This window comes from Isachenkonia alkalipeptolytica (assembly GCF_009910325.1).
In the GTDB taxonomy this organism is placed as follows: Bacteria; Bacillota; Clostridia; order Peptostreptococcales; family T1SED10-28; genus Isachenkonia; species Isachenkonia alkalipeptolytica.
Genome location: NZ_SUMG01000015.1, coordinates 1 through 13091, shown reverse-complemented (window position 1 = coordinate 13091; position 13091 = coordinate 1). Strand labels below are relative to the sequence as shown.

The following is a 13091-nucleotide window of genomic DNA, read 5'->3' as shown; positions in this document are numbered from 1 at the left end:
GAGGGATAATTGTGGCGAAAACATCTATGAAAGTCAAGCAACAACGAAAACAAAAATATAAAACCCAAGAATACAGCCGATGCAAACTTTGTGGACGACCACACGGTTATTTAAGAAAGTTCGGTATCTGTCGTATTTGCTTTAGAGAATTAGCGTATAAAGGACAAATTCCAGGAGTAAGAAAAGCCAGCTGGTAGTAACAGGAAGGAGGCAAGTTCAATGATAATGACTGATCCAATTGCGGATATGTTAACCCGTGTTAGAAATGCAAGCTCTGTAAAACACGAAAGTGTAGAGGTGCCTGCATCCAATATGAAAAAAGAAATTGCAAACATTCTTTTAGAAGAAGGATTTGTTAAAGGATTTGACGTGATCGAAGATGGGAAACAAGGGATCATTCGAATTCAACTGAAATACGGTGAGAACAATGAAAAAATCATCACCGGTATTAAAAAGATTTCCAAGCCCGGATTAAGAGTATATGCAAAAAGAGATGATATTCCACGAGTTCTAGGCGGACTGGGAATTGCAATCATTTCCACATCAAAGGGCGTTGTAACGGATAAAGTAGCAAAACGTGAAGGAGTAGGCGGCGAAGTACTCGCTTACGTTTGGTAATAACGTTAGACTTAAAGGAGGTGTAAGGATGTCTAGAATCGGTATTAGACCTATCGAAATTAAAGAAGGCATTGATATAACAATCGACAACAAAAACGTAGTAACGGTAAAGGGACCGAAGGGAACGTTATCAGAAGCAATCCCTCAGGATATCAAAATAACCCGGGAGGATAACTCCATCGTAGTAACTCGACCTACGGAAACTAAAAAACATAAATCGCTACACGGACTTTCCAGAACATTGATCAACAATATGGTGGAAGGGGTAACCAACGGTTTTGAGAAGAAGTTGGAGCTCAACGGTGTAGGATATAGAGCAAACTTACAAGGGAAGAAGCTGGTCCTAAGTTTAGGGTACTCTCATCCCGTGGAAATGGAACAACCGGAAGGCATTGAAGTGGAAGTCCCTTCTCAAACCCAGATCACGGTAAAGGGAGCCAACAAACAACAGGTTGGAAACTTTGCTGCAAAGGTACGAGAGCTTAGAAAGCCTGAACCGTACAAAGGTAAAGGAATCAAATACGTTGATGAGCATATCAGACGTAAAGAAGGTAAAACAGCAAAGTAGGAAAGGAGTGAGATCAGATGATTATTAAAGCCAGTAAAAATGCTACAAGAAGAAAGCGTCATCAAAGAGTTCGAAACAAGGTCACTGGTAGTGCTGAGCGACCGAGACTAAACGTGTTTAGAAGTGCGAAGCATATGTATGCGCAAATCATTGATGATATGGCAGGCAAAACCTTGGCCGCAGCCTCAACGTTAGATGATGAAGTGAAAGCAGACCTTTCCTCAACAAGCAACAAGGAAGCTGCGAAAAAGGTTGGAGAAGTGGTTGCCAAGCGGGCCAAAGAGCATGGAATTGAAGAAGTAACCTTTGACCGAGGTGGATACATCTATCATGGTCGTGTTCAAAACCTTGCGGAAGGTGCACGAGAAGGCGGACTGAAATTTTAAGAAAAAGGAGGTAAATTAATGCCACAAGATAAAAGAATTGATGCGAGTCAACTGGATATGAAAGAGCAAGTTGTTGATATACGAAGAGTAACCAAGGTTGTTAAAGGTGGACGGAACTTTCGATTTGCAACCTTAGTAATCGTTGGAGACGAGAACGGACATGTAGGCGTAGGTACCGGAAAAGCAATGGAGATTCCTGATGCAATTCGTAAAGGAATTGAAGATGCGAAGAAAAACTTAATTGAAGTACCGATGGTTGGTACCAGCGTACCGCACCAGGTAAACGGAAGATATGGAGCCGGAAACGTATTGATCATGCCTGCTGTGGAAGGTACCGGTATTATTGCAGGAGGTCCTGTTCGAGCGATCTTAGAACTTGCTGGATTCCACGACGTACGGGCAAAATCATTAGGAACAAATAACTCAAGAAACATGGTAAATGCTACAATGGACGGGCTTCGACAAATGAAAAGAGCCGAAGATGTAGCCAAACTAAGAGGAAAGACAACGGAAGAGCTCTTAGGTTAGGAGGGATAACAAATGGCGAATAAACTAAACATTACACTTAAAAGAAGTTTGATCGGATCGCTTCCTAAGCAAAGAAAAACCATGGAAGCCTTAGGACTTAAAAAAATCAATCAAGCAGTGGAGTTGCCGGATAACGGTTCTACTCGAGGAATGATTAAATTAGTAGAACATCTTGTAGAAGTGAAAGAAGCTTAAATAGGGAGGTGCAAAAATGAAGTTACATGAACTAAAACCTGCTGAAGGATCAACGAAAAAGCGTAAAAGAGTCGGTCGAGGGGAATCCAGTGGACTGGGAAAGACCTCGGGACGGGGCGCTAACGGACAAAATGCTCGAAGTGGCGGTGGAACCCGACCAGGCTTTGAAGGCGGACAGATGCCTTTGATTCGACGAATCCCGAAACGCGGATTCAATAATATTTTCAAAGTTGATTATAGTGTAGTAAAACTTGAAGATTTAAATAGATTTGAAGATGGAGCTGAAATAACCCCGGAACTGCTTATGGATGCAAGACTTGTCCGAAAGCTGGAAAAGGGCGGAGTTAAAATTTTAGGCAACGGTAGTATCGACAGAAAACTAACAGTTAAAGCCCATAAATTTACTCAGTCAGCTGCAGAAAAGATTGAAGCTGCCGGAGGAAAGGCAGAGGTGATATAAAATGTTGGAAACCTTAAGAAATGCCTGGAAGATCCCGGACTTAAGAAGCAAAATGACTTACACCTTCTTAATGCTGGTGATTTTCCGGTTTGGTGCTGTAATACCGGTTCCGGGAATCAACCTCGATGTGATCCGAAGCGTAGTGGATGACGGGGGAATACTCTCCATGTTTGATATGTTCTCCGGAGGAGCTTTCGGGAACATGACCATCTTTGCCCTGGGGATTATGCCCTATATTACCGCGTCGATCATTATGAACCTTCTTACCATTGCAATACCCAGTCTGGAGCAGTTAGCGAAGGAAGGGGAAGAGGGTAAGAAAAAAATGGCCCAATATACCCGTTATGGAACGGTAATCCTGGCCATTATTCAAGCAACCGGTATCACCGTTGGACTATTCAGAGGTGCGGTTCTTGATCAAACGGCCTTTAGCTTTATCACAGTAATCATTACCCTAACCGCCGGAACTGCATTCTTAATGTGGTTAGGAGAACAGATCACAGAAAACGGAATCGGAAACGGTATTTCACTGATTATTTTCGCAGGAATTATCTCCGGAATTCCGGGAGGCATCGGAAACACCTTTGGTTTGTTACAACAAGGTGAGATTTCCATCATCGCAGTAATCGCCTTTGCTATTATTGCCGTGGTTATTGTTGCCGGTGTGGTCTACATTACCGAAGGAAAAAGAAAGATTCCTGTGCAATATGCTAAAAGAGTGGTAGGACGAAAAATGTATGGAGGGCAAAGCTCTCATATACCGTTAAAAGTCAACCAGTCAGGAGTAATTCCTGTAATCTTTGCAATGAGTTTACTGGCCTTTCCACAGACATTAATGCTGGTCTTTGGCCAAGACAGCGCACTGGGAAGATTTACCACAACCTGGCTATCCCCAGCGACCACCCAGGGAGCGATTGTGTATACCTTAATGAGTACAATCCTAATTGTATTTTTCACGTACTTTTACACAGCCGTAACCTTTAATCCCGTGGAAGTTGCCAACAACATGAAAAAACAAGGTGGATTCATACCGGGTATTCGACCGGGAAAACCCACTGTAGAATACTTAAACAAAGTGTTAAACCGTATCACCCTTGCCGGTGGATTGTTTTTAGCGCTTATTGCAGCACTTCCCATTGTAATATCCGCAGTGTTTAACTTGCCGATTGCCTTTGGGGGTACCGCACTGTTGATTGTAGTAGGGGTTTCCTTGGAAACCGTGAAACAAATCGAAGCGCAAATGCTGATGAGACATTATCAAGGATTTTTAAAGTAACATTGAGCACCATGGAGGATAATCTCCATGATTATAACTCAGCTGGGAGATGATAACGTGAGGCTAATATTACTTGGACCGCCGGGGGCGGGAAAAGGAACACAGGCTGTATCAATATCTGAAAAATATAAGATCCCTCATATTTCCACAGGAGATATTTTCCGCTACAACATTAAGAACCAAACGGAGTTAGGGGAAAAGGCCAAAGCTTATATGGATCAGGGGTTATTGGTTCCTGATGAAGTGGTGGTAGAAATCGTGGAAGATCGATTGAAAGATCAGGACTGCAAACAAGGATTTCTACTGGATGGATTTCCCCGTACCGTCAATCAGGCGGAAGCCCTTGAAGCCGTATTAAAGGGTATGAGTACCGGCCTGGATAAAGTGATTAATATTGAAGTGGATAAGGAAATCCTGGTTCGCCGTGCGGTAGGCCGTCGAATTTGCAAGAACTGTGGAGCTACTTATCATATAGAGTTCAACCCTCCTGGAAAGCCAGGTATTTGTGATAAATGCTCCGGAGAACTATATCAGCGGGATGACGACAATGAAAAAACCGTAGGGAAGCGAATCGAGGTTTATTTAGATGAAACCCAACCCTTAATAGATTTTTATCAGGAAAAAGGAAAACTTGTGACCATCAACGGGAACAATGACATAGCTGTGGTGTTTGATAAAATCATAGAGTCCCTGGAAGGTAGAGATTGATGATTTCAATTAAATCGGAACGGGAAATTCAATTGATGAAAGAAGCCGGTAGGATCGTCGCCGAGACCCATGAACTTCTGAAGAAAAACATTAAACCGGGAATCACAACCAAGGAGTTGGACGAAATTGCGGAGGAACACATCCGAAAGCAAGGAGCCGTTCCCGCATTCAAAGGTTATGGCGGTTTCCCGGCAAGCATATGTGCTTCGATCAATCATGAGGTGGTACACGGAATACCTGGAAATAAAACCCTTCAAGAAGCTGATATTATCAGCATTGACATCGGAACCATTAAAGATCAATACTATGGAGACGCAGCTCGGACCTATCCTGTAGGCGATATAGACGATGATGCTCAAAAACTAATCGATGTTACTCGGGAAAGTTTTTATGAGGGCTTGAAATTCATGAGGGAAGGCTTTCGTTTATCGGATATCTCTTATGCTATTCAATCCTACGTAGAAAGTCATGGCTTTTCCATCGTTCGAGACTATACGGGGCATGGAATCGGAAAGGCAATGCATGAGGCGCCTCAAATTCCGAACTATGGTCCAAAGGGAAGAGGCCCCAGGTTACAAGCCGGAATGGTGCTTGCAGTCGAACCTATGGTGAACATGGGAACCGCTAAAGTGAAAGTCCTTCAAGACGGCTGGACCGTTGTAACTTTAGATGGAAAATATTCCGCTCATTATGAACACACGGTAGCAATTACGAAGGGCGAGCCGGAAATACTCACCGCCCTGTAAAGAAGAGGTGACATAGTGGAAGATCCAAATGTTAAAGTAGGTCAAATTGTTAAGTCAATTCAGGGAAGAGACAAAGGCAGAAACTTTGTAGTTATTGGGGAGTTTGATCAGGAGCATATTTTAATTGCCGATGGAAAACTCCGGAAAGTCTCGAAACCGAAGAAAAAAAAATTAAAGCATGTTGCTAAGTATAATGTGGTTTCAGAAGAGATTCGAGAATCGATTATCAGTGGACGAAGGCTAAGCAATGCTTTTATAAAAAAAGAGTTGGAACGATTAGGAATGAAACAATAGCCTAAGAATGGAGGTTTGATCTGTTAATGTCAAAACAAGATGTTATAGAGGTTGAAGGTGTTGTAAATGAGGCATTGCCCAATGCAATGTTTAAGGTGGAGCTGGAAAACGGACATGAGGTACTTGCTCATCTGTCAGGAAAGCTAAGGATGCATTATATCAAAATATTACCAGGAGATAAGGTGACCATAGAACTTTCTCCCTATGATTTAACTCGAGGCAGAATAACTTGGCGAAAGAAGTAGTAAGGAGGGATTGATATGAAGGTACGAGCATCAGTAAAGCCAATGTGCGAAAATTGTAAAGTGATTAAAAGAAAAGGAAAAGTCATGATCATTTGTACAAACCCTAAGCACAAGCAAAAACAAGGTTAATTTAGGCTAGTAATTTCATATGTTTTATATTATAATAAAACATTGTAGTTGTTTCCTTTTAGGAGCGGCTGAGTCATTGAATTGACTTCCTGAAGGGTTTACAATAAATGAAAGTTATTTGTAGGATAAGAGTATTAGGAGGTGTAACTGTAAATGGCTAGAATAGCAGGTGTAGATTTACCGAGAGATAAAAGAGTAGAGATCGCATTAACTTATATATATGGAATCGGCAGAAGTTTATCTAAAGAGATTTTACAAGAGGCCGGAATCAGTAATGATACAAGAGTAAAGGACTTGACGGAACAGGAAGTTAATGCTCTGAGAAAGTCTATTGATGAAAGCTATCAAGTAGAAGGAGATCTTCGTCGGGAAAAAAGCTTAAACCTTAAAAGACTCCGAGAAATCCGATGCTACCGAGGACTTCGACATAGAAGCGGATTACCGGTAAGAGGACAGCACACAAAAAACAATGCAAGAACCCGAAAAGGTCCGAAGCGATTAGCCGGACGGAAAAAGTAAACCGAGGTAAGGAGGGAACAAAGAATGGCAAAGGCTACAAAAAAGCGAGTAACACGTAAGAAAAAAGAGCGAAAAAATATAGAGCGGGGTCAAGCACATATCCAATCAACTTTTAACAACTCGATTATTAACTTAACGGATATGCAAGGAAATACCATTGCTTGGTCAAGTGCAGGACAACTTGGATTTAAGGGTTCGAGAAAATCCACACCTTTTGCTGCTCAATTAGCTGCAGAGGCGGCTTGTAAAAACGCAATGGATCATGGATTGAAAACCGTAGAAGTTTACGTAAACGGACCGGGATCCGGAAGAGAAGCAGCGATCCGAGCACTGCAAGCAGCAGGTTTAGAGGTTAATGCAATTAAGGATGTAACCCCGATTCCTCATAATGGTTGTCGACCACCGAAAAGAAGAAGAGTATAAGAAAGTAGATTAGGAGGTGTATTCAAAATGGCTAGATATACAGGCCCAAGTTGTAGACTGTGTAGAAGAGAAGGCGAAAAACTATATTTAAAAGGTGACCGATGCTACACGGATAAATGTGCCGTGGGAAAAAGAAGCTACGCACCGGGACAGCATGGAACAAGCAGAAAGAAACTATCCAACTATGGATTACAACTGAGAGAGAAGCAAAAAGCGAAGCGATTCTACGGTTTGTTGGAATCTCAGTTTAGAAAGTATTTTGAAATGGCGGATCGGAAAACCGGTGTTACCGGTGAAAACCTGCTATCTATTCTGGAAAGCCGATTAGATAACACGGTATTCAGAATGGGTTTTGCAACCTCAAGAAAAGAAGCAAGACAACTGGTAACCCACGGGCACTTTACCATCAACGGCAAAAAAGTGGACATTCCTTCTTACTTAGTAAGTGTAGGAGATGTGATTACGGTTAAGGAGAAGTCCAAGGCTTCCAATAAATTTAAAGAAATTGCTGAAGGATCGAAAGGTACGGCCCCACAGTGGTTAACTGTAGAGGCAGAGAAGTTAGAGGGGAAAGTAGTAGCACTACCTTCAAGAGATGACATAGATCTACCGATAGCAGAAAATCTAATTGTAGAGTTATACTCTAAGTAGAATTTCTAACGATTCAGTTGCCCTCAGAAGGATCAAGACAAGAAAATAAGGGAGGGTTTCACATTATGATAGAAATGGAAAAGCCCAAGGTTGAACTGGTTGAACACAATGAAGATAATACCTATGGGAAGTTTGTAGCTGAGCCCCTGGAAAGAGGGTATGGTATAACCCTGGGGAATGCCCTGAGAAGAATTATGCTTTCATCTCTTCCGGGAGCTGCAGTTACCTCGATTAAAATAGAGGGAGTGCTTCACGAATTCTCAACGATTCCCGGTATCAAAGAAGATGTAACGGAGATCGTGTTAAATTTAAAAGAGCTTTCGATTAAACTTCACACCGATGAAAACAAAACCATTCGTATTGAAAAAGAAGGCGAAGGCGTGGTTACCGCAGGGGATATTATTGCGGACTCCGATGTAGAAATTCTTAATCCGGATATGCACATCGCAACCCTGGACCATGATTCGAGATTCTTTATGGAGATTACAGTATCTAAGGGTAGGGGATATGTTCCCGCAGAGAGCAATAATACTGACGAGCTGGGCATCGGTGTAATTCCCGTGGACTCCATTTTCACTCCGGTTAAAAATGTAAGTTACTTTGTTGAAAACACCCGAGTAGGTCAGGTTACCGACTTTGACAAACTCATCCTTGAAATGGATACCGACGGCAGTATCAACCCGGAAGAGGCCATTTCCTTAGCGGCTAAAGTAATGAATGAGCACTTAAGTCTCTTCATCTCCTTAACAAACCATACCGATGAAGTGGAAATCATGGTTCAAAAGGAAGAAGATGAGAAGGAAAAAGTACTGGAGATGACCATCGAAGAAATGGATCTTTCCGTACGGTCATACAATTGTCTGAAACGGGCAAATATCAATACCGTAGAAGAGCTTACCAATAAGACCGAAGAAGAGATGATGAAGGTACGGAATTTAGGCAAGAAGTCTTTAGTGGAAGTACAAAAGAAACTTGAAGATTTAGGTCTTGGACTGAGACCTAGTGAAGAGTAGATCAGTAGCAAGGAGGGATGAACATGTCTAATAGAAAGTTAGGCCGTGAGAGTGCCCATAGAAACTTAATGTTAAGAAATATGGCCACAGATCTTTTAAGACACGGAAGAATTGAAACAACCATTGCCAAAGCAAAAGAAGCTAGACGGGTTACGGAAAAAATGATTACCTTAGGCAAACGGGATGAACTGCATGCGAGACGTCAAGCCATGTCTTACTTAACGGATGAGACTGTGGTAAAACAATTATTTGATGAGATCGGACCAAAATACGCTGAAAGAAATGGCGGATACACACGAATCATGAAAAAAGGTCCAAGAAAAGGCGACAATAGTGAAATGGCCATCATTGAATTAGTATAAAAAAACTCCGGGATTAAGTGTGGACTTAATCCCTTTTTTTTATAAAACAAAACAACAAATGAGAATACTATCATGGTAAAAAACCTTGATTTACGATATAATTAGTTTGGAAAGCTTATAGAAAAGAAGGGATTATTTATGGAAAAAATGATAGAAGTGCAAAATGTAACCTTTCTGTATGAAAGCAATGATCAGGACGATGTGATTAAAGCTTTAAAGGATATCAACATAGAAGTAAAAAAAGGGGAGTTTGTCACGATCATCGGTCATAACGGATCGGGAAAATCCACCTTAGCCAAACATATTAATGCCCTTTTAAAACCCAGTGAAGGAGATGTCTGGGTCAAGGGAATGAACACGAAGGAAGAGGAAGAAACCTGGAATATCCGCCAAACCGCCGGTATGGTCTTTCAAAATCCCGATAATCAGATCGTCGCCACGATTGTGGAAGAGGATGTGGCCTTCGGTCCGGAAAATTTGGGGGTTCCCTCCCCGGAAATACGGATCCGTGTGGAAGAAGCCTTAAAAACCGTGGGGATGCTGGAATACAGAGAAAAAGGGCCTCACTTATTATCCGGAGGACAAAAACAACGCATCGCCATCGCCGGGGTCATCGCCATGAAACCGGATTGTATTGTGTTGGATGAACCCACAGCGATGCTGGATCCTTCCGGTCGTAAGGATGTTATGGATACCATAAAAAAACTTAATCGGGAAGAAAACATTACGGTGCTTAACATCACCCACTTCATGGAGGAGGCGGTAAACTCCGACAGAGTGATTGTAATGGAAGACGGGGATATTGTTTTAGAGGGAACACCCCGGGAGGTTTTTTCCAAGGTGGGAGAACTCAAGACCTTAGGCCTGGATGTACCTCAGGTTACGGATCTTGCCTTTGAGCTCCGGAAGGAAGGCATTGAGCTACCGGAGGATATTTTAACCGTAGATGAGATGGTGATGCAATTATGTCAATTAAAATAGAAAATTTAACCTATGTATACAACCCTAAAAGTCCCTTTGAAACCAAGGCCCTGGAAGATATTAACCTGGAAATCCATGATGGGGAGTTTATCGGGCTTATTGGTCATACCGGTTCCGGGAAGTCTACCTTGATCCAACACTTAAACGGACTGATCAAACCCACCTCAGGGAAAATCACCGTGGGCGATTTGGTGATTACCGGGGAAAAGGTGAAGCTGGCGGACCTTAGGAAGAAGGTGGGGCTGGTTTTTCAATATCCGGAACATCAACTGTTTGAAGAAACCGTATACAATGATATCGCCTTCGGCCCGAAGAATCTGGAGCTTTCCGAGAAGGAAATAGATGAGCGGGTAAGGGAATCCATGGAACTGGTCAAGCTGGATTTTGAAGAGTTGAAAGACCGATCCCCCTTTGAACTTAGTGGAGGTCAGCGACGGCGGGTGGCCATTGCAGGCGTCCTGGCTATGAAGCCGGATATTTTGATTCTGGATGAACCTACCGCGGGACTGGACCCCAGGGGGCGGGATGATATTCTTGAACAGATTAAGTTTTTACATGATAAATACCAAAATACAGTGATCCTGGTTTCCCATAGCATGGAGGATATTGCAAAGCTTGTGGACCGGATTATTGTAATGCATGGAGGGAAAATTGAGCTCCACGGTGTTCCCCGGGAGGTATTCAAACAATCCCAAAGACTGGAATCCATCGGTTTGGGGATTCCTCAGATCACAAGCTTAATGGAAAAACTTAAAAAAGAGGATACAAGTATAGAAGGAGAAGTTTTAACCGTGGAGGAAGCCAAAACCGAAATTTTACGATGGATAAGGAGTAATAACGATGCTTAAGGATATTACAATTGGACAACATTATCCTACAGGATCTCCGATTCATAAAATGGATCCGAGGATTAAAATCATTATCACTTTTCTTTATATCATCTCTCTTTTTGTGGTGAATAATTTTGCCGGCTATATTTTCGTTGTGGCGTTTCTGCTTGGGGCCATTATCATATCTAAAGTTCCCGTAATGTACATTGTAAAAGGGCTGAAACCCTTAATGATTCTAATCGGAATTACCTTTATGATCAATATTTTCATGACCACCGGGGAAGTGGTCCTTCGCTTAGGCCCCTTCACCGTTACGGAAGAGGGGCTGTACCAGGCGTTTTTCATGGCCCTTCGCCTGATTTTTCTGGTGATGGGTACATCCCTGCTGACCTTAACCACATCCCCCATTGCCCTTACCGACGGGATTGAACATATTTTAAATCCCTTTAAACGTATCGGGGTCCCGGCCCATGAACTGGCCATGATGATGACCATTGCCCTTCGGTTCATCCCCACATTACTGGAAGAAACGGATAAAATCATGAAGGCCCAGATTGCAAGAGGGGCGGATTTTGAAAGCGGGAATTTGATTTCCAGGGCCAAGGGCCTGGTACCCTTACTGGTACCGCTGTTTATCAGCTCTTTCCGAAGAGCCGATGAGTTGGCCATGGCCATGGAAGCCCGTTGCTATCGGGGAGGGGAAAACCGGACCCGGATGAAAGAGTTGAAAACCCAAGGGAGCGATTACTTTGCTCTGTCCATCGGAGTGCTGCTGATTGCCCTGCTGATCGGTAATCGAATATGGTTTTAAAGGATGAAGAGGATGCGTAATATTTTATTAAACCTGGCCTATGACGGCACGAATTACTCCGGTTGGCAAATCCAGCCCAACGGGGTGACCATTGAAGAAAAGCTTATGGAAGCTTTTCGAAGGATGGATGGAAGCAAAGTAAAAATCATCGGATCCGGCAGAACCGATGCCCGGGTTCATGCCCGAGGACAACGGGCCAATGTGCACCTGAACAGTTCCGTCCCCACGGAGCGCCTGCCCTTTGCCTTGAATGCCAAGCTACCCCCGGACATTGTTGTAACCGGGGCCAGGGAAGTCCCCCTGGATTTTCATGCCCGCTACGATGCCCTGGGAAAAACCTATAGGTATCGCCTGTACACCGGCCCCTTTCCCGACCCCATCGGTAGAAATTATCAGTATCACGTGAAAGAAAAGTTGGAAATGGAAGGGTTAAGGGAAGCCTTGGAAATCCTGAAAGGCACCCATGACTTTCGAGGATTTATGGCTTCGGGAAGCAGTGTGAAAACCACCACAAGAACCATTGAGCACGTGGAAATCCGGTGGAGGGATGGGGGTACTATTGATGTTTATATTTCCGCCAACGGATTTTTGTATAATATGGTGAGGATCATCATCGGTTCCATGGTGGACGTGGCAAAGGGGAAGATCACCCGGGCTCAGCTTGAAGAAGCGCTAAAGAATCAAAAACGGGCATTAGCCGGCCATACGGCACCTCCTCAAGGACTCTTTTTAGAAGAGGTTCGCTATAAACTTTAGGCCGGGATTCCATAGAAAACCCTGTCAACCCTTTTAGAAAATGTCCTTAAATAGTTAAAACATAAGCACCAGATTGCTGGCGGTAATCGTGATTTTGTAAAATACAGAAATTACCAAGGTATAATGTTTTTGGGTAACCTTAATAAACTTGTTGCCTGGTATTTATTGTAAATGGGTTAAGCAGACTTATTTCGGTGGGCCTGTTTATGGGCATATTTTTCAAAGGAATCTCGCTTCCAGGGATGATTCATTGGTGGAATATATCTTTTCTTAGGCACTTTAGGAAGAACAGCAAGGTCAAAGGCTTTTGAAGAAAGCTGATGCTCAGGTAGTACCTCGAGTGCATAAACTTCTTCACCTATAGTGCAGTAAAGCTCTTCATTAAAGGCTTTAATGACCATCGCTTGAGTCCCTTTTCGGTGGTGCACAGCAACTCCCATGCTGTTAACCGGAAGGTAGTACTTTTTGTCATACTTCAAACAGCTTCCGTTATCAATCTTTCTAGAAGAAAGAATTGCTAAGACCTGGTTGATTTTATCAGCGTCCGGTTGTGCTTCGAACACGGATTTGATACAATCAATGGGCAACGCAA

22 protein-coding genes and 1 pseudogene are annotated in these 13091 nt (G+C 42.9%); 22 read left to right on the top strand and 1 reads right to left on the bottom strand.

What is annotated here, in order from left to right; all coding sequences use genetic code 11:
- Positions 1 to 11: 11 nt before the first annotated feature.
- The 22 genes from ISALK_RS11000 to truA all read left to right on the top strand — a co-directional run bounded on the left by ISALK_RS11000 (position 12) and on the right by truA (position 12499).
- Positions 12 to 197 carry a type Z 30S ribosomal protein S14 gene (locus ISALK_RS11000; RefSeq protein ID WP_160722224.1) on the top strand — a complete coding sequence of 62 codons (186 nt, stop codon included), beginning with the start codon at positions 12 to 14 and terminating at the stop codon, positions 195 to 197.
- Positions 198 to 219: 22 nt separating this feature from the next.
- Positions 220 to 618 carry a 30S ribosomal protein S8 gene (gene rpsH, locus ISALK_RS10995; protein ID WP_160722223.1) on the top strand — a complete coding sequence of 133 codons (399 nt, stop codon included), beginning with the start codon at positions 220 to 222 and terminating at the stop codon, positions 616 to 618.
- A gap of 28 nt (positions 619 to 646) precedes the next feature.
- Complete coding sequence (gene rplF / locus ISALK_RS10990; RefSeq protein ID WP_160722222.1) at positions 647 to 1186, top strand: 50S ribosomal protein L6; 540 nt, start codon at positions 647 to 649, stop codon at positions 1184 to 1186.
- Positions 1187 to 1203: 17 nt separating this feature from the next.
- Entirely contained in the window at positions 1204 to 1572 is a 369-nt protein-coding gene (rplR, locus tag ISALK_RS10985) for a 50S ribosomal protein L18 (protein ID WP_160722221.1), read from the top strand.
- Between the two features lie 18 nt (positions 1573 to 1590).
- The gene (rpsE, locus tag ISALK_RS10980) at positions 1591 to 2100 is read left to right on the top strand and encodes a 30S ribosomal protein S5 (RefSeq protein ID WP_160722219.1); all 510 of its coding nucleotides are present in this window, start codon (positions 1591 to 1593) and stop codon (positions 2098 to 2100) included.
- Between the two features lie 12 nt (positions 2101 to 2112).
- Positions 2113 to 2295 (top strand): 50S ribosomal protein L30, encoded by a 183-nt coding sequence (gene rpmD, locus ISALK_RS10975; protein WP_160722217.1) that lies wholly within the window; start codon positions 2113 to 2115, stop codon positions 2293 to 2295.
- A 16-nt stretch (positions 2296 to 2311) separates the two neighbouring features.
- A complete protein-coding gene (gene rplO / locus ISALK_RS10970; RefSeq protein ID WP_160722215.1) occupies positions 2312 to 2755 on the top strand; it encodes a 50S ribosomal protein L15 in 444 nt (147 codons plus the stop codon).
- Position 2756: 1 nt separating this feature from the next.
- A complete protein-coding gene (gene secY / locus ISALK_RS10965; RefSeq protein WP_160722213.1) occupies positions 2757 to 4031 on the top strand; it encodes a preprotein translocase subunit SecY in 1275 nt (424 codons plus the stop codon).
- Positions 4032 to 4088: 57 nt separating this feature from the next.
- Positions 4089 to 4739 carry an adenylate kinase gene (locus ISALK_RS10960; RefSeq protein WP_160722322.1) on the top strand — a complete coding sequence of 217 codons (651 nt, stop codon included), beginning with the start codon at positions 4089 to 4091 and terminating at the stop codon, positions 4737 to 4739.
- A complete protein-coding gene (gene map, locus ISALK_RS10955) occupies positions 4739 to 5485 on the top strand; it encodes a type I methionyl aminopeptidase (protein WP_160722211.1) in 747 nt (248 codons plus the stop codon). The genes ISALK_RS10960 and map overlap by 1 nt, the downstream gene beginning before the upstream one ends.
- A gap of 15 nt (positions 5486 to 5500) precedes the next feature.
- Entirely contained in the window at positions 5501 to 5779 is a 279-nt protein-coding gene (locus tag ISALK_RS10950) for a KOW domain-containing RNA-binding protein (RefSeq protein WP_160722209.1), read from the top strand.
- 26 nt (positions 5780 to 5805) lie between these two features.
- Entirely contained in the window at positions 5806 to 6024 is a 219-nt protein-coding gene (infA, locus tag ISALK_RS10945; protein ID WP_160722207.1) for a translation initiation factor IF-1, read from the top strand.
- 15 nt (positions 6025 to 6039) lie between these two features.
- A complete protein-coding gene (rpmJ, locus tag ISALK_RS10940; RefSeq protein ID WP_160722205.1) occupies positions 6040 to 6153 on the top strand; it encodes a 50S ribosomal protein L36 in 114 nt (37 codons plus the stop codon).
- Positions 6154 to 6306: 153 nt separating this feature from the next.
- On the top strand, positions 6307 to 6672 hold the full coding sequence (rpsM, locus tag ISALK_RS10935) for a 30S ribosomal protein S13 (RefSeq protein ID WP_160722203.1): 366 nt from the start codon (positions 6307 to 6309) through the stop codon (positions 6670 to 6672).
- Between the two features lie 24 nt (positions 6673 to 6696).
- Positions 6697 to 7095, top strand: a complete 399-nt coding sequence (gene rpsK / locus ISALK_RS10930; RefSeq protein WP_160722201.1) for a 30S ribosomal protein S11 — start codon at positions 6697 to 6699, stop codon at positions 7093 to 7095.
- 27 nt (positions 7096 to 7122) lie between these two features.
- Positions 7123 to 7746: a 30S ribosomal protein S4 gene (gene rpsD, locus ISALK_RS10925; protein ID WP_160722199.1), complete on the top strand. Its 624-nt coding sequence runs from the start codon at positions 7123 to 7125 to the stop codon at positions 7744 to 7746.
- A gap of 65 nt (positions 7747 to 7811) precedes the next feature.
- Entirely contained in the window at positions 7812 to 8759 is a 948-nt protein-coding gene (locus ISALK_RS10920) for a DNA-directed RNA polymerase subunit alpha (RefSeq protein ID WP_160722197.1), read from the top strand.
- A 23-nt stretch (positions 8760 to 8782) separates the two neighbouring features.
- The gene (rplQ, locus tag ISALK_RS10915) at positions 8783 to 9121 is read left to right on the top strand and encodes a 50S ribosomal protein L17 (RefSeq protein WP_160722195.1); all 339 of its coding nucleotides are present in this window, start codon (positions 8783 to 8785) and stop codon (positions 9119 to 9121) included.
- A 138-nt stretch (positions 9122 to 9259) separates the two neighbouring features.
- Positions 9260 to 10102: an energy-coupling factor transporter ATPase gene (locus ISALK_RS10910; RefSeq protein WP_160722193.1), complete on the top strand. Its 843-nt coding sequence runs from the start codon at positions 9260 to 9262 to the stop codon at positions 10100 to 10102.
- The gene (locus tag ISALK_RS10905; RefSeq protein ID WP_160722191.1) at positions 10087 to 10950 is read left to right on the top strand and encodes an energy-coupling factor transporter ATPase; all 864 of its coding nucleotides are present in this window, start codon (positions 10087 to 10089) and stop codon (positions 10948 to 10950) included. Before ISALK_RS10910 ends, ISALK_RS10905 begins: the two co-directional genes overlap by 16 nt.
- The gene (locus ISALK_RS10900) at positions 10943 to 11743 is read left to right on the top strand and encodes an energy-coupling factor transporter transmembrane component T family protein (RefSeq protein ID WP_160722189.1); all 801 of its coding nucleotides are present in this window, start codon (positions 10943 to 10945) and stop codon (positions 11741 to 11743) included. The genes ISALK_RS10905 and ISALK_RS10900 overlap by 8 nt, the downstream gene beginning before the upstream one ends.
- 12 nt (positions 11744 to 11755) lie before the next feature.
- Entirely contained in the window at positions 11756 to 12499 is a 744-nt protein-coding gene (gene truA / locus ISALK_RS10895; RefSeq protein ID WP_160722187.1) for a tRNA pseudouridine(38-40) synthase TruA, read from the top strand.
- A gap of 176 nt (positions 12500 to 12675) precedes the next feature.
- Here the strand turns inward: truA and ISALK_RS10890 are convergent.
- Positions 12676 to 13091 (bottom strand): annotated as a pseudogene (locus ISALK_RS10890) (ISNCY family transposase); the annotation flags it as partial.